General features: G+C 45.1%; 18 protein-coding genes. 6 read left to right on the forward strand and 12 right to left on the reverse strand.

What is annotated here, in order from left to right:
* The first annotated feature begins 315 nt into the window (after positions 1 to 315).
* Entirely contained in the window at positions 316 to 2,376 is a 2,061-nt protein-coding gene (locus tag AC59IL_RS01735; RefSeq protein ID WP_496550342.1) for an alpha-amylase family glycosyl hydrolase, read from the forward strand.
* A 162-nt stretch (positions 2,377 to 2,538) separates the two neighbouring features.
* Here AC59IL_RS01735 and AC59IL_RS01740 read toward each other — a convergent pair whose 3' ends face one another.
* From AC59IL_RS01740 to AC59IL_RS01750, 3 genes are all read right to left on the reverse strand, one after another.
* Positions 2,539 to 3,108, reverse strand: a complete 570-nt coding sequence (locus AC59IL_RS01740) for a DUF4337 domain-containing protein (protein WP_496550343.1) — start codon at positions 3,106 to 3,108, stop codon at positions 2,539 to 2,541.
* Positions 3,109 to 3,320: 212 nt separating this feature from the next.
* Positions 3,321 to 4,379, reverse strand: a complete 1,059-nt coding sequence (locus tag AC59IL_RS01745; protein ID WP_496550344.1) for a cytochrome-c peroxidase — start codon at positions 4,377 to 4,379, stop codon at positions 3,321 to 3,323.
* A complete protein-coding gene (locus AC59IL_RS01750) occupies positions 4,376 to 5,062 on the reverse strand; it encodes an MbnP family protein (RefSeq protein WP_496550345.1) in 687 nt (228 codons plus the stop codon). Before AC59IL_RS01750 ends, AC59IL_RS01745 begins: the two co-directional genes overlap by 4 nt.
* A 181-nt stretch (positions 5,063 to 5,243) precedes the next feature.
* Between AC59IL_RS01750 and AC59IL_RS01755 the strand changes: the two genes are divergently transcribed.
* The 4 genes from AC59IL_RS01755 (at position 5,244) to AC59IL_RS01770 (ending at position 12,436) form a co-directional block, all read left to right on the forward strand.
* Positions 5,244 to 7,901: a PKD domain-containing protein gene (locus AC59IL_RS01755; RefSeq protein ID WP_496550346.1), complete on the forward strand. Its 2,658-nt coding sequence runs from the start codon at positions 5,244 to 5,246 to the stop codon at positions 7,899 to 7,901.
* A 317-nt stretch (positions 7,902 to 8,218) separates the two neighbouring features.
* Positions 8,219 to 9,538, forward strand: a complete 1,320-nt coding sequence (locus tag AC59IL_RS01760) for a tetratricopeptide repeat protein (RefSeq protein ID WP_496550347.1) — start codon at positions 8,219 to 8,221, stop codon at positions 9,536 to 9,538.
* On the forward strand, positions 9,522 to 11,195 hold the full coding sequence (locus AC59IL_RS01765) for a glycosyltransferase family 2 protein (protein ID WP_496550348.1): 1,674 nt from the start codon (positions 9,522 to 9,524) through the stop codon (positions 11,193 to 11,195). Before AC59IL_RS01760 ends, AC59IL_RS01765 begins: the two co-directional genes overlap by 17 nt.
* 89 nt (positions 11,196 to 11,284) lie before the next feature.
* Positions 11,285 to 12,436 (forward strand): glycoside hydrolase family 26 protein, encoded by a 1,152-nt coding sequence (locus AC59IL_RS01770; protein WP_496550349.1) that lies wholly within the window; start codon positions 11,285 to 11,287, stop codon positions 12,434 to 12,436.
* Between the two features lie 94 nt (positions 12,437 to 12,530).
* Here the strand turns inward: AC59IL_RS01770 and AC59IL_RS01775 are convergent, their stop codons facing one another.
* On the reverse strand, positions 12,531 to 14,777 hold the full coding sequence (locus AC59IL_RS01775) for a hypothetical protein (protein WP_496550350.1): 2,247 nt from the start codon (positions 14,775 to 14,777) through the stop codon (positions 12,531 to 12,533).
* 438 nt (positions 14,778 to 15,215) lie between these two features.
* Between AC59IL_RS01775 and AC59IL_RS01780 the strand changes: the two genes are divergently transcribed.
* Positions 15,216 to 15,473: a peptidase associated/transthyretin-like domain-containing protein gene (locus AC59IL_RS01780; protein ID WP_496550351.1), complete on the forward strand. Its 258-nt coding sequence runs from the start codon at positions 15,216 to 15,218 to the stop codon at positions 15,471 to 15,473.
* A 16-nt stretch (positions 15,474 to 15,489) separates the two neighbouring features.
* Here the strand turns inward: AC59IL_RS01780 and AC59IL_RS01785 are convergent, their stop codons facing one another.
* The 8 genes from AC59IL_RS01785 to nuoG form a co-directional block, all read right to left on the reverse strand.
* Positions 15,490 to 16,926: an NADH-quinone oxidoreductase subunit N gene (locus tag AC59IL_RS01785; protein WP_496550352.1), complete on the reverse strand. Its 1,437-nt coding sequence runs from the start codon at positions 16,924 to 16,926 to the stop codon at positions 15,490 to 15,492.
* 216 nt (positions 16,927 to 17,142) lie between these two features.
* A complete protein-coding gene (locus AC59IL_RS01790) occupies positions 17,143 to 18,627 on the reverse strand; it encodes a complex I subunit 4 family protein (protein ID WP_496550353.1) in 1,485 nt (494 codons plus the stop codon).
* A complete protein-coding gene (gene nuoL / locus AC59IL_RS01795) occupies positions 18,624 to 20,507 on the reverse strand; it encodes an NADH-quinone oxidoreductase subunit L (protein WP_496550354.1) in 1,884 nt (627 codons plus the stop codon). Before nuoL ends, AC59IL_RS01790 begins: the two co-directional genes overlap by 4 nt.
* 63 nt (positions 20,508 to 20,570) lie before the next feature.
* A complete protein-coding gene (gene nuoK / locus AC59IL_RS01800) occupies positions 20,571 to 20,876 on the reverse strand; it encodes an NADH-quinone oxidoreductase subunit NuoK (protein WP_496550355.1) in 306 nt (101 codons plus the stop codon).
* On the reverse strand, positions 20,869 to 21,453 hold the full coding sequence (gene nuoJ, locus AC59IL_RS01805; RefSeq protein WP_496550356.1) for an NADH-quinone oxidoreductase subunit J: 585 nt from the start codon (positions 21,451 to 21,453) through the stop codon (positions 20,869 to 20,871). The genes nuoK and nuoJ overlap by 8 nt, the downstream gene beginning before the upstream one ends.
* Positions 21,454 to 21,631: 178 nt before the next feature.
* On the reverse strand, positions 21,632 to 22,147 hold the full coding sequence (gene nuoI / locus AC59IL_RS01810) for an NADH-quinone oxidoreductase subunit NuoI (RefSeq protein ID WP_496550357.1): 516 nt from the start codon (positions 22,145 to 22,147) through the stop codon (positions 21,632 to 21,634).
* A gap of 26 nt (positions 22,148 to 22,173) precedes the next feature.
* Positions 22,174 to 23,133, reverse strand: a complete 960-nt coding sequence (gene nuoH / locus AC59IL_RS01815) for an NADH-quinone oxidoreductase subunit NuoH (RefSeq protein ID WP_496550358.1) — start codon at positions 23,131 to 23,133, stop codon at positions 22,174 to 22,176.
* Between the two features lie 67 nt (positions 23,134 to 23,200).
* Entirely contained in the window at positions 23,201 to 25,918 is a 2,718-nt protein-coding gene (nuoG, locus tag AC59IL_RS01820; protein ID WP_496550359.1) for an NADH-quinone oxidoreductase subunit NuoG, read from the reverse strand.
* Between the last annotated feature and the right edge of the window lie 29 nt (positions 25,919 to 25,947).

The raw sequence follows: 25,947 nt of genomic DNA on the forward strand, positions 1-25,947 counted from the left end.
CGCAACTAATTTATTAGGAAAGGGGGAAATTTTGGATAAACGGAAGGGCCATTTGAGAGGTAAGGGCAGGCTAACAACCCTGGTATCAAATAATGATTTGAATCAGTGGCGCGTGAATATTATAAATATTTTATCTAAATTCGGTTCATAACAGCATACCCTATTAAGAGTATTGTTACATATCATATATCAATGTAGTTTTAAATCCTGCGTTGCTGCCTGCTTTGCGTATCCTCTCCAAACTCACTGATTCGTATTTATTAGCCCGAAAAGTTCTGTTTACTTATTTACTGACTAAAAAACCCATTAACCTGTATGCCTGCATCTCTGCTCACCGCTAATCGCCCCGAAACCCTGACCGAGGTCAGAACACTCATCGACAAAACACGCCGCGACGGTAACATTTACTTTCCTTCGCCTGGTGACTGGCGTGATGAAGTGCTTTACTTTCTGCTGCCCGACCGGTTTAGCGACGGCCGCGAACAGTTAAGACCGTTGTTAAGCAGTGCCGACATAAAAAAGCTGCGTACAATACCCCGGCCCGATATGAACTGGAAAAACTGGGCTGCATCGGGATTGCGCTGGCAGGGCGGCACTATTAAAGGAATTCAAAGCCAGCTCGATTATTTAAAAAACCTGGGTATCACCGCCATATGGGTAGGCCCGGTATTTAAACAACGGGTACGGTTAGACACTTTTCACGGCTATGGTATACAGGATTTTCTGGAAGTAGATGCCCGCTTTGGAACCCGCGCCGATCTGATTGAATTGATTGAAGCAGCTCACAGCAAACAGCTAAAGATCATCCTCGATGTTATCATCAATCATTCGGGTGATAACTGGGGATACCTGCCTCCTTTAAAACCTGTTAATGACATTGAAAATAGTCCGCCCTTTTTGCCCTTCCCCGATTTTTATGGCAATCCCAATAACGGAGCATCCAAAAACTGGAGCCTCGTATGGCGCAATGAACTGGAAAAAGGTTTTACAACCAAAAGTGCAGATATTCAGCAACCACATGAAGGCGTATGGCCACGCGATTTGCAGGTAGCCGCAGCATATACCCGTGCCGGCACAGGCAACCTGGGTGCGGGTGATGTTTTGAACCCGCAGGCCGAACATAAGCGTACCGATTTTATGTCGCTGAAAGACTTTGCGCTGGATGTTTCCAATACCCTTACCCTGCTGGCAGATTGTTTTAAATACTGGATAGCGCTCACTGATTGTGATGGCTTTCGAATCGATACAGTGAAGCACATTTCGCTGGAAGAAGCCCGGAATTTCTGTGGCGCCATTCGTGAGTTTGCCGACTCATTAGGCAAACGCAACTTTTTTTTAGTGGGTGAAATTGCAGGCGGCGACGACATACAGGATATTTATCTCGATAATCTTACGGCGATTCTTCAACGAAATTTAAATGCCGCACTTGATATCGGTAACGACAAATTAATACTGCAGGATATCGGCAAAGGTTTGCAGCCGGCTAAAATTTATTTCGACAGCTTTGATGCAAAAAGTAAAGGCTTTGCATCACATCGCAGCTTTGGCGACCGGCATGTATCCATTCTCGACGACCACGATCAGGTATTTGGGGTAAAGCTGCGGTTCTCGGCCAACATTCCCGATAACGCCCTCGTGAAAGATTACCAGGTAGCGGCAGCAACGGCTTTTCAATTGTTCACCCTTGGCGTTCCCTGTATGTATTATGGTACCGAACAGGCTTTTGCCGGGCCGGCGCAATCACAAAAACAGTTTCTGATCAATGAAGGCTGGGGAGGCAGCGATCGCTATCTGCGCGAAGCCATGTTTGGCCCCGATCATCCCAGGCAACATCACCAAAATGATTTGCAAACACAATTGAACGGCACCGACAACTCATTACCCGGCTTTGGGCCATTTGGAACAGCGGGCAAGCATTGTTTTGATAGTAACGGTCCCGCATATGTTCGTATAGCGCATTGCTGCAATGTGCGCGCTAAATATGCAGTGCTGCGAATCGGCCGGCAATACTTCAGGCCAACCCGCAACTTCAGCAATCCCTTCGAATTTCCAAAAGCCGGTGAACTGGCGGCCTGGTCGCGCATTCTCGATTACCAGGAAGCCGTTTGCGTGATCAATACGAACGGGACAGATGATGCGATACGCGGGGGCGACATCATGGTATCTGCAGAACTATGGGCCCCGGGCACGCAATTTACCGTAGTGGCCAATACAGCAGAAGTTGCCATGCAGGCCGCAGGGCAAGCGTATAATGGCTCACACCCTATAGGTTCCAAAGTAACAGTAAAAGGAGCAGGCAATTCCGGCGAACCGGCTTTTATCGAAATAAGAAATATACCGCCGGCTGAGGTGGTGGTATTGGTGAAAGAATTTTAAGCTAAGAGATGAAAAGAGTAGAAAGAGAAAAAAGAGCCGTTGATATTTTTAAATTTTCGACTGCTTGCATAAATAATGAAATTTTGAGATAAAACATATCTCTTTTTTCTCCTTTTTCTCTTTCAAGCTCTTAGCGCCACTGCATTACAGGCGCTGGCGCCGTCACGACAATATCCTCGACACAAAATCCGAATGCAGACTGATATTAAAAAATGCGGTAAGACCGAAAAGCATTCCCAGTAAACTTACCCCTGCTGCAAAAAAGAACAACCATCTTTTTTGGGTAAGGGCCGTGATACCAAACATGGCCAGCGAAATCGACAACAACGCTTCGGTCATATCGAACTGGTCGTCAAAAATGTTGATATCCTCATATTCTTTCTGGTATCCCTCTGCCTGAGACTTTATAGTTGCTTTTTCTTTTTCGTACCGGCTGATCGTTTCTTCATATTTCTTTATCGCCTCGCTGTTATCAACGCCTTTCTGCAGCTTTAACAATTCAAGGGTGTTTTCGGCAAGCGCCTGTTTGGTGCTTTTTGCCTGAAAGTAAGACCAGGCATCGATGCTGTGTGCCTGTGCCTGCGACATGGCCTGTACAATATTGCCGTCTTTTACATTACAAATGGCCATAAATGTAGCGGCAATGGAAACAAAGATCGCTACGCGTGAATTGATCTTGCTTTTGCCTGAGTTTTCAACCGATTCCTGGATTGTTTCTGAAATATCACTCATATTATTATGTACAACATTTAGTAATAACCTGTAAAATTAATTCAGATATCGGATAAATTTTGCAATCGACATGTTAACCATGGTTTAATTGATTAGATGGCTAATCCTATAAAATCCCGGTAATTCACCGATACATTTTACCCGTTCGTCGATTCCCGGTCAATATCGCCCGCCTGCTACCAAACACATTCCGGTAATTAAACGTATCATGCTCAGTGCAAATGAATGAAGGAGGGGGTTACGGTATACCCATCCGGTGCAAATAATGGGTTCTTTAAAAAGGCGGTATCAGTTAATGTAATCAGGAAGGCGGTCAGTTGCCCGATCTCGTAGTTCGACAAAGGCAGCCTGTGTATCAGCAGCGAATCGGTGGTTGATGAAACAACCATTTTGCTGCGATAATGCTCGAACACATTCATGAGCGAAAAGAAGCGGCCATCATGCCCATATGGATAGGTAACAGCTACGTTGCGCAGGGAAGGCACTTTGAATTTCATTGAGTCGTTTTTGTCGCCTGTGATCGCCATGCGGCCCACATCGTTCAGCGTTTTATCAACAGGCAATCCGGTATTGCGGTACGACAAATCGGTAAACAGCGGTTCCTTATGACAGGAACTGCATTTTTGTTTAAAGATGTCGTAACCCAGTTGTTCGGGTAAAATGAAAGCAGCTTCACCACGCATCACCTTATCGTATTTGCTGTTGCAGCTTACCAGCATCAACATATACTGGCTCAGGGCACGCATAATACGCTGGGTGTTGATGAGCTGGCTGCCGAAAGCAGCAGTGAACATTCTTTTGTAGACGGTATCCTGTTGCAGTTTGCGAACAACATTGGCCAGCGTTTCACCCATTTCATTGGCATTGGTGATGGGCATCAGAGGCTGCAGGTCGAGATGGTTAATACCGCCATCCATCATAAAAGCGGTTTGCCAGGCAAGGTTTTGCAAAGCAGGTGCATTGCGCGTAGTGAGCGAGCTGTTAACACCATGACTGAGGTTGTGCTCGAAAGTTGAAAAAGCAGCAAACTGCTGGTGGCAATCGGCGCAGGAAATGGTTGAATCAACGCTCAACCGCTGATCGTAAAACAATTTGCGGCCAAGCAAAAAACCGTCCTGTGTAAGCGGGTTGCTTTTAAAATCATAATGCGGTTTTGGCCAGTTGCGGGGAACTATAAATTTCAGAGGTGTTGGAGGTTTGGCGGCATCGACAAATGAAAGACCGGCGATCAGCAATACAAGCAGAAATGATATGGTAACAACGGTTCTCATAAAGCAACGGAAAACATGTATGAATAGTTATCGGCGATTTGCATAGCCAAATGACCGGGCTGATGACAAAGCGGATTTTGTGATATGGCGACCGGGTGTTTTGCATTAAACCATTTCAGCAGATCGGCATCTAATATTATAACGGGATCGGGTGCGGCGGATATTTCAGCAGGCAATTGCAATTGAATTTTTCGTAACGCATTGGCCGGTGATCTGAAGCCGCCAACATCCCAGTTGAAATAATAAGCGGGGGCATGCGATGAATCGCTTTGGCCTTCGAGTTTGGCAAAGATGTAACCGCTGTTCCAGGTCCAGAACATGCCTTTCATGGGATCAAGATCACCGGTTTGAACACCGCTCACGTTCAGGATGCTATCGACGCCTATTTCAAAAGAAAGCGATTGCAGCGAACCGTCGGGAGCAGCAAAAACAAGTGTTTTTGATTCGGCCGTTGCTTCATCGATAAGATAGGTTTTGTTCGATAAAGTTCTTTGCTTTTTATCAGTGCCGGTGACGCTAAAGTGAGAAACATAATATTTGAAGCGGGTGATCACCATCGGTTCCCCGAACGGGTTAGTGTATGTTTCATTGAAAAGGTTCAACGTACGGGAACCTATTTTATGTCTGAATTGAATAGTAATTGTATGCTGACGACCGGTTGTAAAACTAAACGTCAGCATCATACAAAATAATACACAGACGAATTGAAACTGCCGGAGCCGGGTTATACCTTTTCCAAAGTGCAATACTTTGGAGAAGGTTAACCCAAGGTAAAAAGAGATGATGTGCATATAAAAATAGTCTGAGTTCCGAACGAATATTATAACGCAATATTATACCAAATAGTGACTGCATAGAATTTTTATGAACATATTATCAGCTCAAACCCTAAGAAAAATTTCAACCCTTGTACCCTTGTTCCTGTTGTTGTGCGCACAAACCGTTTCGGCAAAACACGTGAAAGGAGGATATATCGAATACAAATACAATGGTGTTGGAAGTACCTCCGGTACATCTAATTACACAATTACCGTAACTGTATTTTTCAGCTGCACTACGAATGGCCCCAAAGAGAGCGTTTACCTCGGTATTTTCAACGCTTCAACCAATGCAACTGTTTATACCAAATCAATCAGTTACTCATCTGTGAAAACCATTTCCAAAACAAGTTATAGTCCATGCATGAGCAATCCGCCTACCATATGTTACGAACTTCGAACCTTTGTAACTACGGTCGACCTGCCTGATATTGCTGCCGGCTATGTGCTTGCTGTGCAGGATGCGCTGCGTGTAGATGGCATTATAAACATCAGCAACTCGGCCAGTACCGGCATTACCATCACGGGCATGATTCCCGGTACTATTAATAGTGTTGATTATCACAAAAACAGCAGCCCCAATTTTGCTTTTCTCGATACAGCCATTGTTTGCTACAATGGCACCTTTACGTATCCTTTCAAAGCAACTGATGCCGATGGCGATTCAGTGTCGTACTCGTTTGGAAGCGGCTTAACCGTAACCAATCCCAGCGGACAAACCAGCTCATCTGCACCCGGCAGTCCGCCCTACCCCGAATTAACCTATACCTCAGGCTACAGCGGCACTTCGCCATTGGGAAGCTCGGTTACCATTGATCCGGCTACAGGTTTGTTGTCGGGTACTGCGCCGGCCACCACGGGTGAATATGTAGTAGCGGTATATGTAAAGGAATGGCGGAACGGTGTATTGATCGATTCAATGAAAAAAGAATTACAGATTTATGTATACAACTGTACGCTATCTGCCGTCAGTTTAAAAACATCCTACATCAATTGCGACAATTATACATTTACTTTCCAGAATGAGTCTGCTGCCTCCAATATAACATCGTATTCCTGGGACTTTGGGGTACCGGGCATTTCAACCGATGTATCCAGTTCGGCCACACCAACCTATACTTATCCTGCAGCAGGCACCTATACTTTGAAATTAAAAGTATCCAATTCATCGGGCTGCGTCGACTCGGCAACTGCCACAGTAAAGGTATACCCCGGCTTTACACCCGCATTCACGTTTACGGGTAGTTGTTATCAATCGCCCTTTCAGTTTACCGATGCCACCAATGCACAATATGGCACCGTGAACAGCTGGGCCTGGGATTTTGGCGAAACCTCGTCATCGTCAAACACCTCAACAATAAACAATCCTACGCACCAGTATGCCGCACCGGCCACCTACACAGTAAGCCTTACCGTGGGCAGCAGCGTAGGTTGCAGCGGTTCCGTAACCAAAACAGTTACGGCCAACGACAAACCCAACTTAACCCTGCCCTTCACCGATACACTTATTTGCACCATCGATAGTTTGCCACTGATTGCCAATGTAACCGGCACCGGCATCACCTATAGCTGGTCGCCGGCGTACAATATTAAAGACGCCAATACCGCCAACCCAACGGTATGGCCCAAAGACACTACGGTGTACACAGTTACGGTTACACAAAATGCATGCGTGGCAACCGGCTCTGTTACGGTGAATACGCTTGATTTCATCACCGTGCAATTGCCGGCCGATACAACGGTATGTAAAACAGATAGCTTTCAGCTAACCCCCGTAAGCTATGCATTGAAATACCAATGGTCGCCATCGACATACCTTAGCAGCGCCACAGTTAAATACCCGATGGCATATGCTGAATCAGACATCACCTATTCGGTAATAGCCAACCTGGGCAAATGCCAGGACCATAGTTCGGTACGGGTTAAAGTAGTTCCCTATCCGCAGGTAACAGTAAACGCCGATACTACTATTTGTTACGATACCGATGCACAACTAAGCGCCGGCATGGTAGCCGCTTATTTTAACTGGACGCCGGTTAGCACACTCACCAGCAGCAATACCTTAACGCCCGTTGCCCATCCGCTTATAACTACGCCTTATATAATTACAGTTACCGATACGCTCGGTTGCCCGAAACCGGTATCAGACACAGTAATAGTTTACGTAAGGCCTAAGATCGTAGTGTTTGCCGGTAACGATACTGTTGTAGTGGTAGGTCAGCCGTTGCAACTGAATGCCATTGCAAATAGCGGCATTGACCTGAGTTATACCTGGAGCCCGGCCTCCTGGCTGAGCGATGCAGCTGTTTATAATCCGGTAGCCACCTTTAATTCAAGCGTTGATTCAATCACTTACCTCGTAACAGCCAGCACCGCAGAAGGATGCTATGGCAACGATGCCATTTTTATAAAGGTTTTCAAAACAAACGCCGATATTTTTATGCCCAATGCCTTTTCCCCCAATAGTGATGGAAAGAACGACGTGTTCAAACCCATACTGGTGGGTATTTCAAAGCTGAATGTATTCAGTATTTATAACCGCTGGGGCCAACTGGTGTATACTACTTCGCAAAACGGCAAGGGATGGGACGGCACCATTCACGGCGTGAAACAGGAGCCTGGCACGTTTGTATACATGGTACAGGGAATTGATTACCGCGGCAACACAATCACCAAAAAAGGAGCGTTTACACTGGTGAGATAATTATTTTATGCCATACATATTATTTATTTCAACCCCTGCCTGTTAACATAACCACGCTGTAATCACCTAATAATCAGCGCCTATGCCAACCAATGCCTCCCGAAGCCGGGAGGCATATTTCGTTAACGGCCACCCATTACTATTTTAATTTATAAATATTTTTTATACTTTGTTTAAACTTCAGAGTACTTCACCAGTCTCTGTTTATTACCCATGGCTTATGAAGACCCGGCCCCTTTTCCTTCCGTAGTATTTCAATCATTTTAAAACAACTCCTTTAGTAATATAAAGGCCTGATTCATTCCTTGCAACACGCTATGAAAGCAGCAGCAGTAACCTCATTTATTGTATTATTTACAATATATCAAACCTGTGCCCAATCAACAAACCGGTCAGATACCGTTGCATTTGCCCGTTCTCTTGCTTATCAAAAACAATTTAACGAAGCCAAAAAGTTATTATCCGCAGTTATAGCACACGACAGCACCCAAACCGAGGCCAGTAAGTTATTAGCGTATATTGATCTGTGGATGGGCCACATAGATGCTGCCCGGCAACGTGCAAAAAAGATATTACACAACCAGCCGGGCAACCAGGATGCGATAACGATATTAAACCAGATAAAAGCATATACAACCCCTTATGTATTGCTGAATATGAACCTTGAATCAGACGACCAGCCGCGCACCGGCAGCAGCTATGGTTTTGAAGCGGGCATGTACAGATCGTGGTGCTGGGCGCCGGTTATACAGGCACAACTCAACCGGTTTACCATTGCCGATAGCAGCTATAAATCTTTATGGTTACAGGCCGGTAACAAAATAAGCTTTGGCTCTAAAACTACGGTCAGTTTTGGTGCAGGTGTATTTCAGCATTTATTAAATACAGGCAGTTCTTATTTTACAGGCCGCCTGGGTATTATCCAAAAAATGGGCGCTTCATTCTCGGCAGAAGCAGGATTTGAAAAGAAGCCTTACCAGTATTCGATCGCCAGTGTAAAAAAACCGGTACTGGAACAGGATCTAATGCTTGCATTAAACTTTAATAAGAACGATAACTGGCTGGGCAAGGCCGGGTATCAGCAACAACATTTTAACGACGGCAACAACATTCACACGGTATATGCCTGGTTGTTGTTGCCTGTAATTAAATCAAAGACATTTAACCTGAAAGCCGGTTATGCATTCAGTTACGCCAATGCCGATAAAAACAATTATGTATCCACGAAACCGCTGAGCGCCATACCTCCTTCGGCTGTTGCACACAGCACATTATCCGGCGTATACGATCCTTACTTTACACAGCAAAATCAGGTGATCAATGCCGTGCTGGCATCGGTAAGCATTTCATTTTCGAAGGCCATTCAATTTTCAACAAGAGCAAATGTAGGTGTCTATGCACAAGCCGATAATCCATCGCTTACTTACGAAAAAGACCGCAGCAATCAGGCTTATATCAGTAAAACCTATACTACTATTACATACACACCGGTAGAGTTGACAAATAGTTTGCAGATAAAACTATCGCCCGCTTTTTCAATACAGGCATTTTACAACTATAGTCAGCTGTTGTTTTATACCCGGAACCAGGGAGGCATTCAATTAAAATACAATTTCATTAATGGCGCAAACCAATAAATACGATCTGTGGTGTTATCGCAGGGCCGCTGCTGTTAACCGCCCCCAAAAGCTGGTACTGGCCGCCCTGGTGATCGCAGGCGGCATCAGTATGTTGTATTTGTTCAACTGGTGGTTTCGTGAGGAGCATATTGCATCATTACCATTGTTCCTGCTGCTATCGCTGATTTTCTGGTGGGGCCTTATTCGTATGATGATGCTCTGGATATCTTATCTGCGCATCAGGATGCCCAACAGCAATCCCGCCCCGGCGGGATTAAGCGTAGCCATCTTTACTACCAGTTCGCCCGGTGAGCCATTAAGTATGTTTGAAAAAACACTCGAAGCCTGCGCCAACATCCGGTATCCGCATACCACGTATTTACTCGACGACACGTGCGACAAGCGCTTTAAAGAAGTAGCCGAACGGCATGGCGCTGTATGGCTTGAACTGGTAGGCTTGCCCGGCGCCAAAGCCGGTAAGATCAATGCAGCCCTGCAACAAACAACAGAAGATTTTATACTCGTGCTCGATCCCGACCATATCCCCTACCCCAATTTTCTTGATGAAGTGCTGGGTTATTTCGACGACAAAAACATAGGGTTTGTTCAGGTATCACAGGCTTATTATAATCAATACCGATCCTTTACTGCAAAAGCAGCGGCCGAGCAAACCTATGGATTTTATGGTCCCACCCAAATGGGTATGCATGGATACAATTGCGCCGTTGCCATTGGCGCCAATTGTACATTCAGACGTACCGCGCTGAACAGCATCGGCGGACATGGCATTGGTCTTGCCGAGGACCTTATAACGGCCATACGCATACACTCCAAAGGATGGAAATCAATTTATGCGCCTGTTATTGTAAGTCGGGGACTGGTGCCCGAAGACTTTGGTTCATTTTGCAAGCAGCAATTAAAATGGGCCCGGGGCGTACATGAAGTATTGTTTGCCGAATTGCCCCGCCTGTGGCGAAGATTATCATTCTGGCAAAAGATATCATACACTACCATCGGCACCTATTATTTATCAGGGGTAACCATGTTCCTGTTTTTGTTAATACCTTTTTTATACCTGCTTTTCGGATGGCTGCCTGCGAATATGGATTTTATGGAGTTCATAGCTCACTGGCTACCCGTGGCCGTTATGGGTATAACCATTTACCTGTATGTACAGCAATGGCTTTGTCATCGCGAACACGAACGCGGATTGCATTGGCGCGGCATGTTCTTAAAATTTGCCTGCTGGCCGGTATTTCTGATGGGCTTTGTGCTGTCGTTATGGAATGGAAAAATCCCGTACATACCTACCGCCAAACAGGCGGTAAAAGGGTTCTCCCCTTTTGCACGACCGCTGATCATACACCAGGTATTATTTGCCGGATTGATAATATACGTGATTGCCAAACGTGGATTCTTCACACCCGAAGCAACGCTTACATTAACAAGCGGTGAAATATGGGGCATGGTTGCATTTGCCTCCATTGCTTTTTTCATGTCGGTTGGCGGTATGTATGCCGCATGGCAATCGACCCGAATAAAAGCTGAAGAACCCTGGGCCGAAGTTGATCTGAGCAATATCAACAGGCAATTGACAATAGACAATAGACAAATGGTAAAAGGGGGATCAAAATCTTATAGTCCCGATGGAGACATAATGTTGGTAGAAGATTAACATTTTGGTGCCTTAACGGCACTAAAAAAACACTCATACTAAACGATATTGAATAGACAAAAAAACTAATGTACCAATAAACATAACAGATGAAAACATTTCTTTTCCGTTTTTCTTTGGTTATAATAGCGCTGGCATTTGGCAGTGGTATTTTTTGTCTGCTGGCATATGCCGGCAACAAATCAAAAGGGCCGCTTGACGATCTGTTCACAACAGTAAACAGCAATGTAGCCAGTTTGGAAAAGAAAATGGTGAGCACCCGCGAAAGCCGGTCGGCTTCGTTGAAATGGTTCGACCATTACCGCAACAGTACGGTGGTGATGAACGCACCGGATACTTTTTTCTGGGGTGCGTATGACGATAATACGGCTGAATCGTTCGAAAGCATTGTATCGCTCGAAGATTCGCTGCATACCCGTTTACCCATCATTTCGCTATATACAGCCTGGGGTAGTAAAAAGAATGAAGTATTTCCGTTGCTGAAAGCACAGGCTATCTATGATTTGGGTTCTATACCCATGATCACCTGGGAACCCTGGCTCGATGATTTTGATCCATCGCAATTTGACCTGAACGGGGAAAACAGCAACAAAAATAAAGAGGGTCTGCAGGCCATTGCCAATGGCCGGTTCGATGCTTACATCGATAAATGGGCGCAGGATGCCAAAAAATTCGGAGCACCGTTTTATTTGCGATTCGCCCATGAAATGAATGACCCGTATCGCTATCCCTGGGGACCGCAAAACAACCAGCCCGGCGCATTTATCGCTGCCTGGCGTCATGTGGTTGACCGCTTTCATAAAGCAGGCGCCAAAAACGTCGTCTGGGTATGGTCGCCCCACCCTGCCTATTCGTATGCAGAATTTTATCCCGGTCATGATTATGTGAACTGGATTGGCACCACCGTTATCAATTACGGAACCGTAGCCACCTGGAGCCAGTGGTGGTCGTTTGATGATATATTCGGGAAATTTTATACAGATATTTCCCTGTATAAAAAACCTATTATTGTTACCGAGTTCGGCTCACTGGCCGTTGGGGGCGACAGGCCGGCGTGGTTCAAACAGGCATTTAATGCTTTACCACAAAAATACCCGGCTGTAAAAGCACTGGTATTTTTTCATGTGGCCAGTGATAATACAACCACTTATAAATCGCTCGACTGGAGTTTTAAAAATGATGCAAAGGTTACCGGCGTAATACGTGAGGTGGCGATGAAGGACGCAGGAGGTAAGAAGTAAATTGAAGACAGTAATAGGGTACAAGCCCGAAATATCAGGATGACCAACGGGCTTGTACCTTGTAACTTACAACTTGTCAATTTGCAACTTGTCTTTATCTGTCAGATGACAAAATGGTTGCCGATTGACGGGCAATATAATCCTTCGTATGTTGCTTTAACTGCAAACCATTAAAATGTGCGTTTATATCCCTTACTGTAGCTTCTGCAGCCTGATTGTTCCCCGCAAGCTGGTACGATTTTGCCAGTTTTTGCATGGCATGATAGAGCATAATATTATCAAAACCACGACCAGCTTTGGATTTATCAATCACCGATTTAATCAATGCCTGTCCCCACTCAAAATCGGGTCTTCGAATTTGTATCTTATTGTCGGGAGTAATGTTTTTGAAAGTTCGCTGCGCATTTACTCCTTTTACATACTGTGCATAAACAGCCAGCGGGTGATCTTTATACTTGTCGCTCAATAACACATCCAAAGAATCATTTGCTTTTTGCAGATACGGTGCATCAGAACCCATAAAAGCCAAAAGATATCCCACATCATTACTCAGCATTACATCGGCTATTTCGTTATCTTCTGCAGTTACAGGATTTTTTACACGAATCGGCAACGTATCCGAAACGATACGTGAACCATCGCGGTGATAATATACAGCCCGTAACTGGTAAATACCCGGCTGATCAAAAATAAATCCATTTCTGCCAAAGCCAATATACGAGCTGTCGTAAATGGCCGGATTATCAGCATTCAAAACTTCAAACATTGGTTCAACATCCATATGTGTTACAGGTTCATACAGCAGCACTTCGCCACCGGGCTTCTTTATACCAATGGTAATAAAACCAAAATCAGCATGCAGATTACTGTTTACCTGCTGATTCATCGTACTGGTAGTTCTAAGCTGGGTTTCCAGAAAAACCGGTTCCCCGAGGAGATAAGATTGTTTGGCCTGCAGTTGCAATACAAGACTGGAATAGTTTTCTACATTATCTTCAAACAATGATCCAACATCCAGTAAACCGCCCTGCGTAAATGGATTCCTTGCCCTGAAAAGATTGGGTCTGAAACCATGACGTAAATGAGTTACTTCAACAGGATCAAACTGGAAGGAGAAAGAATTCCAGAATGCAGATGGCCCGCCCGGATACGCCCGCGGATAATTCATCCATGAAAGCGAATCTGTAATATTGGGTTTGGGAGGTGTTGCATAACTTTTTTGCCATGTATGTTGCAGATTAAAACAATGACCTAATTCATGTACACAGCTATACAATTGCTTCCTGTATTGTTCAGCTCCCCTGCCGGTTAAACCTTTATAAAACACGGCACATGCATATTGTTGTAAACCACCTGGCATGTCGAACATTATTCCATGCAATGAAGGGCCGAAGCTATGTTCATAGGCATGTAATAACCAGATTGCCCACTCAGGTTTTTCGGCATACATGCCAAAGTGGTTGATCATAGCATTGTGCAATTCAGCATTTGACCATCTGGCTTCAATACCTTTTACATCCAGCGGAATAACATTCGATACGCCGGAAGTAATCATATCTATGCCGGCTTCCTGGTATGCTGTATTAATTGAAAGTTGCCGTTCAGGACCGCCTGTAGGTAATGAACCTGTGTTATAAGAAACAAAAGGTGTTACGCCTTCAACGCAATCCTGTTCTAACTGAGCCGTACGAAAAGCCCTGCTGGTGTTGTTACATACATACATGGCGCCCGGGGTATTGGTGCTTACATGATACCATTGCAAAATAGCCGGCGATAAAGCCTGAAAAACAGAAGTTTGTTTAATGGTAATTTTAAGCCGGGTGAATGATGTAGACCACGAGGTTTTTGCCATACCACTGATAGTAACCATTCCTTTTACAAGTGAGGCAGTAATACCATCGGCCATAAAAGAACCAAAAAACGATTTGGTTTGTCCGGATATCAGAAAATAATCACCACTTACTTTCAGCAAAGGATTGAATCCGTCGATATCAATCCTCAATACCATTTCAAACGGCCCGAACTGGCCGGTATAGCGGCCAAACACCTTGTTTTTTTCAATAAGGAAAGGAACTCTTTTTTCAGCAATCATCTCTTCTGCTTCAATACCTTCTTCTATCCCTGCTTCTTCTTCAATCAATGTTGTAAACATGGCTTCTTCTGCTTCGCGGGAAAACGGCCTTTCTTTTTTTTCAGCCATTTCTTTTTTTAATGGCGCCCTGGCTTTTGGAGTAACAGGTGTAGAAATGGTTTCAGTAATTGCAGCAGCAACAGATGATAAAGTGGGAGAATTGGGCTCTGCCAAAGCGTTGGAGTGCCCGTTGGTTTGCAAATAACTCATAGGTAATGTGTTAAAAATGAATAAAACTTCACACCACTTCGCAGGTGAGGTTTACGCTTCATTTAAGGAAAATGAAGAAACACTGTGTCGCGCTTTAGGGTAAAGGCACTAAAACATCAGTATGAACTTACATTCCGAAAAAACGCAAAACCTTAAAAAGGAATAACGCCTTACTACAATCAGGTTATAAGAAGGACATTGTTGAATTACGGAGAAAGAGAAAAAATTGTTTATGCGAAGGTAAGGATACAACAAGGCTGAGTATAATATATCTGTGCCTAAATGCGACATTTTACAGAATCATAATATTGAAAAACAAAAAGAGTAAAATATTCCTCATAATGCACCTGGCATTAAACAACCTAACCATATCTACGGTAAATTGATTAAATTATAATAATAAATAGTTTTGATTTTACACCTAAAAAACAAATACATATGTCTGAAACGAAAAACATAAAAGGCATTGTGCATGATTCTTCAAACGGGCAGCTTATGAAGGATGTTTCGGTGACGATAACAGGAGGAAGCTATAAACATGACGATATAGCGGTTCAGTCTGATGAACAGGGTGTATTTTATTTGCATGAAGTAAAAGTGCCAGGCACTTACGATTTGCAGATACGTCACGACGATCAAGCAAAAACAATTGAGGTTCATCTGAACAAGGATAGTGTAATAAGCATCCTTTTTTAAAACGTGAAATCTCGTATTAATGCAAAAACAGAAACTCCCGCACATTTTCAACAATAAATCCCGGTAAAACGCCCAGCCACAGCAATAATACCATCAGCACTACCAGAGATGCATAGGTGGCGAAATAGAAAAACGGATGAAGCGTTCTTTCTTTAACAGATGTTAATTGCGGGGCGGCAAACAGCGCACTGAGAATACGCAGATAATAATACAAACCTATTACACTTGTAATGACCAGTATAATAACCGGGAACCACAAATGTTGCTGTATACCGGTGGTTAATAAAAAGAACTTTGCCGGAAAGCCCGCTGTTAACGGGATGCCTGCCAGCGACAGCAATGCAATGGTGAGTATGGCGGCCATTAACGGACTTCGCCAGAACAATCCGCGGTAATTGTTTAATTCATCGGCATCTCTTCGCCGGGTCGATAACAGAGTAATGATGCCAAATGCTGCCAATATAGTTATTGAATACGCGATCAGATAAAAGATTGCAGCTTCTGTACCGGTATTACCTGCCAGAAATGCTACCAGCAGATACCCGAAATGTGCAATGGATGAATATGCCAGCAGGCGTTTTAAATTTTGCTGTTGCAGCGCCAGCAAATTGCCAACGATCATACAGGCCACGGCAATAACAATAAAAATGGTAACAGCCAGTGGATATTGCTGCAGGTTGATGGCCTGTGCAAAACGCAGCAACACGGCAAATACGCCGATCTTCGACACGGTGGCAATGAAAGCAGTCACCGGCGCCGGCGCTCCCTGATACACATCCGCTGCCCATAAATGAAATGGCACCAGCGCCAGCTTAAACCCTATGGCCACCACCATCAACCCAATACCCATTACAATCAATACAGATGAACCGGCCAATTTAATTGCACCTGCAATGGCCGTAAACTCCATGCTGCCTGTTTCCATATAAATCAATGCCATACCAAATAACAAAAAGGCCGATGATAAAGCGGCGAGTATCAGGTATTTCATCCCTGCTTCGATAGCATTGTTACGGTTGCGCAGGTAAGCGATCAAAGCATATAAACTAACACTCAGCAATTCAAGTCCGATGAACAGTGAAATAAAATGGCGGCTGATGGTCAACACAGCCGATCCTAAAGTGGCCAGAAACAACAGGATGTAATACTCTTTGGGATTTTCTTCGTGTTCTTCAAAATAAATATAGGAAAGCAATCCTACTACCAATACTGAAAATATAATAAGACCGGTGAACAAGGCTGCAAATCCGTCTACCACAAACAAAGGCATTACCTGTTGCGGCAAGGTATCGCGCACATACCACATGGACCCTACCACCATACACATCATCAAAAAACCGGTTATCTGTATAACAGTATGGCTTTGCCTGAAAGCAATCAGCAATATCACCACAATGGCGGCAACAGCCAGCACCATAAAGGGCAATGTTGCGAGTAGTTGAAGATGTGTCATAAAAGCAGTTTATAGTTTGAAGTTTGTGGTTTGTGGTTCTATGGTATAGTCTCTGGTTTATGGTTCTTTAGGTGCAACATATTGTGCGATTTTTTTATGTTGCATTTTTAAGGTGTATGGTTTTGCTAATGAATTTCCAAATCGCAGCAACCATAAACAATAAACTATAAACCATAAACACAAATAAGCGCGGCAGCAACCACAAACTACAAACAATCACAGGCCGTAGGCCAGATTTGTCATTTTACCTACTACATCCTTTACTGTATCTAAAACAGGTTGCGGGTACAAGCCAAGAAATATAATGGCTATGGTTAATACCGCCATAATGCTCCATTCTCTGAAACTCAGGTCACGCGGTGTTACCGTAACAGTAGCCGGTTGCCCCCAGAAAACTTTTTGTACAATGCGCAATGAATACACCGCACTTAACACCAATCCTGTACTGGCAATGATCGAGAATAAAGGATTTTCTGAAAAAGCGCCCAGCAGAATTAAAAACTCTGCCACAAAATTTCCCAGCAGCGGTAAGCCGAGAGAAGCCATTACAAATACCAGCGCTATTCCTCCCATAGCCGGCATGGCCGTAAACAAGCCACCCATGCGACTGATATCTCTTGTATGCAATCTTTCCTTTAACATGCCTGCCAGTACGAACAGCGCGCCTGTACTGATACCATGTGCCAGCAATTGTATTACTACGCCCTTCAGCGCCATTTCACTAAATGCAAATATGCCCAGCAGCACAAATCCCATATGGCTTACTGAAGTATAGGCGATCAGTCGTTTTATATCTGTTTGTGCAAAAGCCAGCAAGGCGCCGTATACAATTCCAACAACTCCAAACAACATGGCCCACCAGGCAATTTCTATGGAAGCCTGGGGAAATAACGGCAATGCAAATCGAAGTATTCCATAAGCGCCTGTTTTCAATAATAACCCGGCCAGTATCAAACTGCCTGCGGTTGGCGCTTCGCTGTGTGCATCGGGCAACCAGTTGTGAAAGGGAACAACAGGTAATTTAATGATGAAGGCAATTAAAAAACCGAACAGGATCCACCGGGCTGCAGATGGAGCCAGCGATGTGTTTAACAAACTAAAGTAATCGAACGTATATTGTCCGCCGCTTTGCTGGCCATGAATAAAATACAAAGCGAGAATCGACACCAGCATGAACAAACCACCGGCCTGTGTAAAAATGAAAAATTTATAGGCTGCATAGCGTCTGTTAGAGTCGCCCCAGATGGCGATCAAAAAATACATGGGTACCAGCATCACTTCCCAGAAGAAATAAAACAGAAAAAGGTCCATCGCTACAAACACACCGCTGATTCCGGCCAGCGTCCATAAAAGATTGAAGTAATAAAAACCTGTTTTTTCCCTGATCTCATTCCACGAACAAAGCACAGCGAGCAGCCCCAGTAAAAATGTAAGCAGCAGCAATATAAAGCTCAGTCCGTCCATGGCCAGGTGAAAGCTGATACCAAATGCAGGTATCCAGTTAACCTGGTAATGAATTAGCCACGAATCGCCCGTGGCAGCAACATGTCCGCCCCGAACATACCACACAACAGGAATAATAAAAGCAACAATAACCGATAAAAAGGCAATCCACTTACACATATTCTGATCGCGTTGCGCCACCAGCCAGCACAACACGCCGCCTGCCAGTAAAACACCTAACATCCATACCAGTATCATAACAATAGTTGAAGGGTGATGATAAAAAGAATACCGGCCAATACACCTGCGATATATAAACGCAAAGAACCGTTCTGCGAAAACGACAACCAGTTATTCAGCCGAACGCTTCCCCGTGCAATACCATTATACAGTTGGTCGATAACATCGTTTTTATTAATGCGGGTAATAAATACAAAGGGTTTTACAAATAACAAATCATACACCATATCGAACTTCCATCCGCTGAATAAAAAATTGCGTACGGCCGATAAACCCGGCGATTGCTGCCACCGCACACCGGGTTTGCCATAATACAATACATAACCGGTATATACACCGGCAGCCGTTACCAATACAGCAATCAGTTGAAACATTAGCTCAGATGGCATCTGTTGCTTTAATACCGTTGCAGGTAATATTTTTTGTACGTGTTGTGAAAACAAATCAAGGTGCAACAGGTTATGCGGCCATTCAATATAACCGGCAACAATGGAAAAGAAAGCAAGCACTACCAACGGAACAATCATCCATTGAGAAGGTGTTGCAGTAACCGGTGTTTTTGCTTCGCCCCAAAAAACAATTAGCATCAGGCGGGTACTGTAACAGGCTGTAATAAATGCACCGGCAATGGCCAGTGTCCACAACAAGGCATTACCATTGGCAGCGCTCCAGGCAAACCATAGTATGGGATCTTTGCTGAAAAAGCCTGCCGTAACCAATGGTAGCGCACTCAAAGAAGCAGCTCCGGCCAGAAAGGTCATGAACACCACAGGCATCCGTTTTCTTAAACCGCCCATCATGAAGATGTTGTGCTCATGATGCAATGCCTCTATAACTACACCTGCTGCAAGGAATAACAGCGCTTTAAAAAATGCATGGGTGAAGAAATGAAAAATGGCAGCGCTCCACGCGCCTACTCCTAACGCAAGAAACATATAACCGATCTGGCTGATGGTTGAATAAGCCAGTATTCTTTTTATATCTGTTTGCACCAGCGCACTGCAACCCGCAATAAATAAAGTAACCGCCCCGATAATAGCTACCACTGCCATAGTAACCGGCGACAACTGAAACAGTACGTGCATGCGTGCAATCAGATAAACACCGGCTGTAACCATCGTTGCGGCATGTATCAGGGCGCTTACCGGTGAGGGGCCCGCCATGGCATCGGGCAACCAGGTTTGTAATGGTAATTGCGCCGATTTGCCCACAGCACCACCCAATAACAATAATGCAATTAATGTTATACGGCTATCGCCTTTGGCAAAATGCTGCGGAGCCTGTTGCAGTATGTCGGGGATATTAAAAGTACCCAGTTCTTTAAACAAAAGGAACAATCCGATCAGCATAGCTGTATCGCCAATTCGGGTTATGAGGAAAGCTTTATTGGCAGCCTGACCATTGGCAGGAACTTCGTACCAGAATCCAATGAGTAAAAAGCTGCAGAGCCCAACGCCTTCCCAACCCAAATACAACAGCACCATGTTATCGGCCATCACCAATAGCAACATGGAGCACACAAATAAATTCATGCAGGCAAAAAAGCGGGCATAGTCGCGGTCGTGATGCATAAAGGCGGTAGAATAGATATGTATCAGCGCACCTACAAATGTTATGATGAAAATAAACACCAGCGATAAGGCATCTACACGCAAACTGATATCAACGGATAAATTGCCTGTATTAAACCACGACCATAGTACCTGACTGTAAATGCCATCATCCGGCGGTGTTTGTAAAAAATGAATCCCCAGAATAATGGTAATAACAGCCGCTGCACATACTGTACCTGCCCCTATCCATGCAACTACGGGTTTGGGCATTTGCCGGCCGAACAAGGAAAGCAGTATGAACCCTGTTAATGGCAGTAAAGGGATGTATATGAGTAATAGATTCATAATTATTACTTCTCATTTGATGGTTCATTGTTTTATGGTTAAACCATCAAACCATCTAAAAACCTAATCTCTCAATTCCTTCAGCTCTTCCACATCCAACGTCTTATGCTGGTGATGTATCTGAAGCACCATGGCCAGTCCTACCGAAACTTCTGCTGCGGCCATGGCAAGAATGAACAGGAACATCACCTGTCCATCGGGTTGTTGCCATTTTGAGCCGGCGGCAACAAAGGCCAGTCCGGCCGCATTCAACATAACTTCAACCGATATCAGCATAAAGATTACGTTCTTGCGGATGAGCACGCCAATGAGCCCCAGCGCAAACAGTACAGCGGCAACAATTAATACAATATGGGCATTTTCAATCATGCAATACAGTTTGTTCAGGTTGTTCAGCCGGTGGTGGTGGCGGGGCTTTTAGCTTATCCTGCGCTTCGCCATTCTGCAAAAAGCGATGCCGCTCCTTTCGGGTATGCTTGCCAATATGCGCTGCGCCTACTATACCAGCCATTAGCAGAAAACCGGCCAGCTCTACGGCAATTACATATTCACCATACAACGACAAGGCTACTTTACGGGGATCTACCACCGAAACAGGCAGTGCTGCCTTATTTCCCTGCAATAACAGCAACACCATTTCAACGAGCAATACCAGCACCAGCGCCGAAGGCACTACCCAAACCTTCGACCGCAACCATTCTTTTTCCTGCAGGGCCGTTTCATGGCCAAGGTTCAGCATCATTACCACAAAAATGAACAGCACTATAATGGCCCCTGCATAAACGATGATCTCCAGCGCTGCCACAAAAGGAGCGCCCAGCGATAAAAAGATCATGGCTACCGACATAAACGACACCACCAGGTACAACAGAGCATGCACGGGGTTATACCGGGTAATGGCCATGATGGTGGCGATGACGGCAACGGCGCTTGATATGTAAAACAAAGTTGACAAGTTGATCAGTTGAAAAAGTTACAGGTTTCAGGTTACAAGGTTCAGGTTGCAGCGTTAATTTATTTCTCGCAAAGGCGCTCCCGCAATAGCGGGACAAAGTAGATCGCTACCCGATCTGTAAGGACGCCAGGAAAAAGCTTGGCGCCTTTGCGCGAGTATTGATTGCCGATCACGGCAATAAACTATGTACATCTACCGGCGTTTCCTCATTCTCTCCTTCGCCTTTTTTCTTTACACCTGCATCAAGACCGGCAACACGGTAAAAATTATATCCGGGGTATTTTCCCTCGCTGTTGATCAATAAATCTTCTTTTTCAAATACGAGGTTCTGCCGGTTGTATTCTCCCATTTCAAAATCAGGCGTTAACTGTATGGCGTAAGTTGGACAAGCCTCTTCGCAATAACCGCAAAAAATACAGCGTGAGAAATTGATGCGGAAAAATTCGGGGTACCTTCTGCCGTTTTCATCTTCAGTTGCCTGCAGCGCTATGCAATCAACGGGGCAAGCCACCGCACATAAATAGCAGGCCACACATCGTTCGCCTCCATCGGGATCTTTGGTGAGCACAATGCGGCCCCGGTACCGGGGATGCAACTCCACCTTTTCTTCGGGATATTCAATCGTTGCCTTTTTACGAAACAGGTGTAAAAACACCAGCCACATGGTTCGAAGATGACTTAGCATTTTTTTTGTTTTATGCAGGCAGCTTCCTACCCGCCTTTTAATAATAACGCAATCGCTCCTGTAATCAGCACATTCGCCAGCACCAGCGGAAGCAATATCTTCCATCCATACTCAACCAGCTGATCATAACGCGGCCGGGGAAGCGAAGCCCGTAATAAAATAAACAACCCGATAAATAAAAATGTCTTTATAAAAAACCAGGCTACCGGTGGCAGAAACGAAGGGCCCAGCCAACCGCCGAAGAACATGGTTACCGTCATGGCCGATATCAATGTAATACCCAGGTATTCGCCGATAAAGAACAATCCGAACTTCATACCCGAATACTCAGCATGATATCCCGCAATCAATTCGCTTTCTGCTTCAGGAATATCAAACGGCAAACGATGCGTTTCTGCAATGCCGGCGATCAGAAAAATAATAAAGCCAACAGGCTGCGTAACTACAAACCACAGGTGCTTTTGAGCGGCTACAATATCGCCCAGGTTGAATGAGCCGGTAAGCATCACTACACCCATTAATGATAAGCCCATAAAAACTTCATAGGCGATCATTTGCGAGGCGCCGCGCAATGCGCCGAGTAAAGAATATTTGTTGTTGCTGGCCCAGCCACCCAGCACGATGCTGTATACACCCAGCGACGACATGGCCAGAAAGAACAACAACCCGATATTCAGATCGGCCACTACTATATTGGGTGCAAACGGAATGATCACAAAACTCATCAGCACACTGGCCACCACAATAGCCGGCGCTAAAACAAACACCCATTTATCAGCAAAGGGCGGCGTCCAGTCTTCTTTAAAAAACAGCTTCAGCGTATCGGCCACCACAATAAAAATTCCCAACGGACCGGCGCGGTTAGGCCCCAGCCTGTCTTGCCATAAAGCAAGCAGCCGGCGTTCAACCCATATGAGTCCTGCTGCTATATTGAGCAGCACGAACAATACGCCAAATACGATTAATATGTGTTGAGCTGTTGTCATCGGCAATCGTGAATCGTGAAACGGCAAGGCACTCCGCACTTTGTCAACCTGTTAACTTATCAACTTTTCAACTTGTTAACTTCATATTACCAACTTCAATATATGCGCCCCAACTGAGGGCAAACATTCCGGGCAACCCCGCCGGCATTACAGCAATTCCGTTACTTATATCTTTATCAATTTTTACAGGCAGCGAATATTCATGTTCAAATATTTTTACGGTAACAAAAGATTCGTTTCCTACGCGTAACCGCTCCGCATCCGATACCGATAGTGCGATATAAGGTTCAGGACACAACGAACCGATACCCCTGGTATATACACTTAACTCGCCCGAACCAAATACATGATATTGCGGCAACAACAACCACTTGTTGTTCCGCACCATAAAAGCCTCCGGTATATCTTTAAAATAAACCGGTGTAGCCTGTGGTTTGTACCGGAACAACCTGATATCGGGATCGCCACCGCGCAATGCACCGCCCACATCCTGCTGATATTTATTTACTGATTGCTCCGAATTCCATCCCGGCGCCCAGTAGAAGGGAATCAGCGGTGAGGGTGGCATGCCCTGATATCCTTCCATGGTGAAAGTGAACGGTGAATCATTGTCCTGCAAAGGCTTCGGTTCACTTACAGCTATATTGGCCAGCATGGCCGTGCGACCACTGTAACGGTGCGGGGCACGTGGAAAAGCCTGTTCGTGTATCCTGAAATCATGTCGCGGCGCCACAGCAGCTATGCCGGCAAACTGCGGCATTACGGTTTCTATCTTTGTTAATATTTCATCGGGATGGTATTGCCAGCCATTGCCCGTTTCAGTTTGCAATCCTTTTATCTTCAGCAACCATTTCCAGCTTTCTTTGATATATCCGTTATCGGGCATAAACACCTGGTAAAACCGTTGGGCGCGGCCTTCATTGTTTATCAGCGTTCCGTCTGCTTCGGCAAATGTGGCCGCAGGTATCAATACATCGGCTTTTTGGGTAGTACGATTGTTTAAAGAATCGAGCACAATTATATTTTCGCAGCTGTTAAAGAAAAGATCGGCAACACCGGCCGGTATATTCCGGTAAAGATCATTTTCAAGAACGATAGCCGTAACATGCTGCTGACGCGTCATGCGCAACACGGCATTTTCAAAACAGGGCGCCTGCATCATAGCCAGGCCCATACTGTTGCATTCGGGTAATACGCAGGCAATGGCAGCTTCCCTTTCAGATGTTTTCAGCGATGCCGCAATATCAAAAGCAGCTCTTATCAATGCTTCATTGGCACAGCCCGCACCACTGATAACAACCGGACGTTTTGCCTGCAATAAAGCCTCTGCGATCACAGCAGCCTTCGATAGCATTTCTTCATCGTACCCACGCAACACAAATAACGATGGATTGATTTGTTGTGCAATAGCAAAACCCAGTCTTGCCATATCATCGGGCGCCGCATGCATTTTCCAGGCGCTTATTTCATCGAGCGGTGAACCGGCAATGGTGCAATTGGCCAGAAATCCTTTTTCCTGCTGAACCAGCTCCCGCACAGCCGCATCGTGCCAGCCGGGCAATGGCGTTTGCTGTAATGCCTTACCGGTTGCCGTTTTCATTACCGATTGCCGAACAGCCAATGCCATTACCGGTGCCGTATTCCAGATATCTTCGCCCAATACCAAAACCGCATCGGCCTGTTCAATATCTTTTAGCGAAGCAGCTTTTACATGGCCCGATTGTAAAATATCCACTACTCTTTTTTCGAGATAGGCTTCATTATCGCTTACTCCCTGGTAAAAATTTTCTTTACCAACCAGCTGCATCAGTTCAAAATTGCTTTCGACCGAAGCACGCGGCGAACCGATACCAATTAATGTTCGATCGGTAACGAGCGTTCTCAAATGGGTCATCAGGGCAGCTTCATCAACCGCCTCCACGGTTCTGTTTCGTATGATCGGTTGCGTAATACGGTTATCACTGTTTACATATTCATACCCAAAACGGCCTTTATCGCACAGGAAATAACCATTTACTTCGCTATTGAACCGGTTGGTGATACAACGCAATTTTCCGTAGCGCTCGCCGGCAATGGTATTGCAACCCAAACTGCACTGGTGGCATACAGAAGGCGCGGTGGTAAGATCCCATTTACGGGTATAATGTTCGCGCAGGGTTTTATCGGTGAAAACTCCGGTTGGACAAACCTCAGTGAGATTGCCACTAAACGGACTTTCAAGGATTCCATCTTTTTCTCGTCCGAAATACACATGATTATGCGCGGCAAATACGTTCAGGTCGTTTCCTCCTGCATAATCATGATAATAGCGCACACAACGGTAACATTGTATGCAACGGTTCATTTCATGATGTATAAACGGGCCAAGGTATTGATTGGCGTAGGTGCGTTTTTTATAATGATACCTCCTGTAATCGTGCCCGGTCATAACCGTCATATCCTGCAAATGGCAACTGCCGCCTTCATCACACACCGGGCAATCGTGCGGATGGTTGGTCATCAGCCATTCGATCACCTGCGCGCGAAAAGCTTTGGCCGTTTTATCCATTACACTCAAATGCAACCCATCTTTCACCGGTTCCATGCAGCTCATCATCAGTTTGCCATGCGTATCCTTTTCATCTTTGAACACCTTCACCGCGCATTGCCGGCAGGCGCCTACACTGCCCAGCGCCGGATGCCAGCAGAAATAAGGTAGGTCGATGCCCAGCGACAAACAGGCCTCGAGCAGGTTTTTACCGGCTTTTACGTCGTATGGCTTGTTATCGATGTATATAGTAGTCATGTTTTTAAATCGTCAATCGTGAATCGTTC

The sequence above is a fragment of the Niastella sp. sgz303648 genome (genome assembly GCF_059587045.1).

Bases quoted from the DNA above. Each gene is read 5' to 3' on its own strand.
- AC59IL_RS01735 (WP_496550342.1), top strand. From the start codon at position 316: ATGCCTGCATCTCTGCTCACCGCTAATCGCCCCGAAACCCTGACCGAG.
- AC59IL_RS01740 (WP_496550343.1), bottom strand. From the start codon at position 3,108: ATGAGTGATATTTCAGAAACAATCCAGGAATCGGTTGAAAACTCAGGC.
- AC59IL_RS01745 (WP_496550344.1), bottom strand. From the start codon at position 4,379: ATGAGAACCGTTGTTACCATATCATTTCTGCTTGTATTGCTGATCGCC.
- AC59IL_RS01750 (WP_496550345.1), bottom strand. From the start codon at position 5,062: ATGATGCTGACGTTTAGTTTTACAACCGGTCGTCAGCATACAATTACT.
- AC59IL_RS01755 (WP_496550346.1), top strand. From the start codon at position 5,244: ATGAACATATTATCAGCTCAAACCCTAAGAAAAATTTCAACCCTTGTA.
- AC59IL_RS01760 (WP_496550347.1), top strand. From the start codon at position 8,219: ATGAAAGCAGCAGCAGTAACCTCATTTATTGTATTATTTACAATATAT.
- AC59IL_RS01765 (WP_496550348.1), top strand. From the start codon at position 9,522: ATGGCGCAAACCAATAAATACGATCTGTGGTGTTATCGCAGGGCCGCT.
- AC59IL_RS01770 (WP_496550349.1), top strand. From the start codon at position 11,285: ATGAAAACATTTCTTTTCCGTTTTTCTTTGGTTATAATAGCGCTGGCA.
- AC59IL_RS01775 (WP_496550350.1), bottom strand. From the start codon at position 14,777: ATGAGTTATTTGCAAACCAACGGGCACTCCAACGCTTTGGCAGAGCCC.
- AC59IL_RS01780 (WP_496550351.1), top strand. From the start codon at position 15,216: ATGTCTGAAACGAAAAACATAAAAGGCATTGTGCATGATTCTTCAAAC.
- AC59IL_RS01785 (WP_496550352.1), bottom strand. From the start codon at position 16,926: ATGACACATCTTCAACTACTCGCAACATTGCCCTTTATGGTGCTGGCT.
- AC59IL_RS01790 (WP_496550353.1), bottom strand. From the start codon at position 18,627: ATGATACTGGTATGGATGTTAGGTGTTTTACTGGCAGGCGGCGTGTTG.
- nuoL (WP_496550354.1), bottom strand. From the start codon at position 20,507: ATGAATCTATTACTCATATACATCCCTTTACTGCCATTAACAGGGTTC.
- nuoK (WP_496550355.1), bottom strand. From the start codon at position 20,876: ATGATTGAAAATGCCCATATTGTATTAATTGTTGCCGCTGTACTGTTT.
- nuoI (WP_496550357.1), bottom strand. From the start codon at position 22,147: ATGCTAAGTCATCTTCGAACCATGTGGCTGGTGTTTTTACACCTGTTT.
- nuoH (WP_496550358.1), bottom strand. From the start codon at position 23,133: ATGACAACAGCTCAACACATATTAATCGTATTTGGCGTATTGTTCGTG.
- nuoG (WP_496550359.1), bottom strand. From the start codon at position 25,918: ATGACTACTATATACATCGATAACAAGCCATACGACGTAAAAGCCGGT.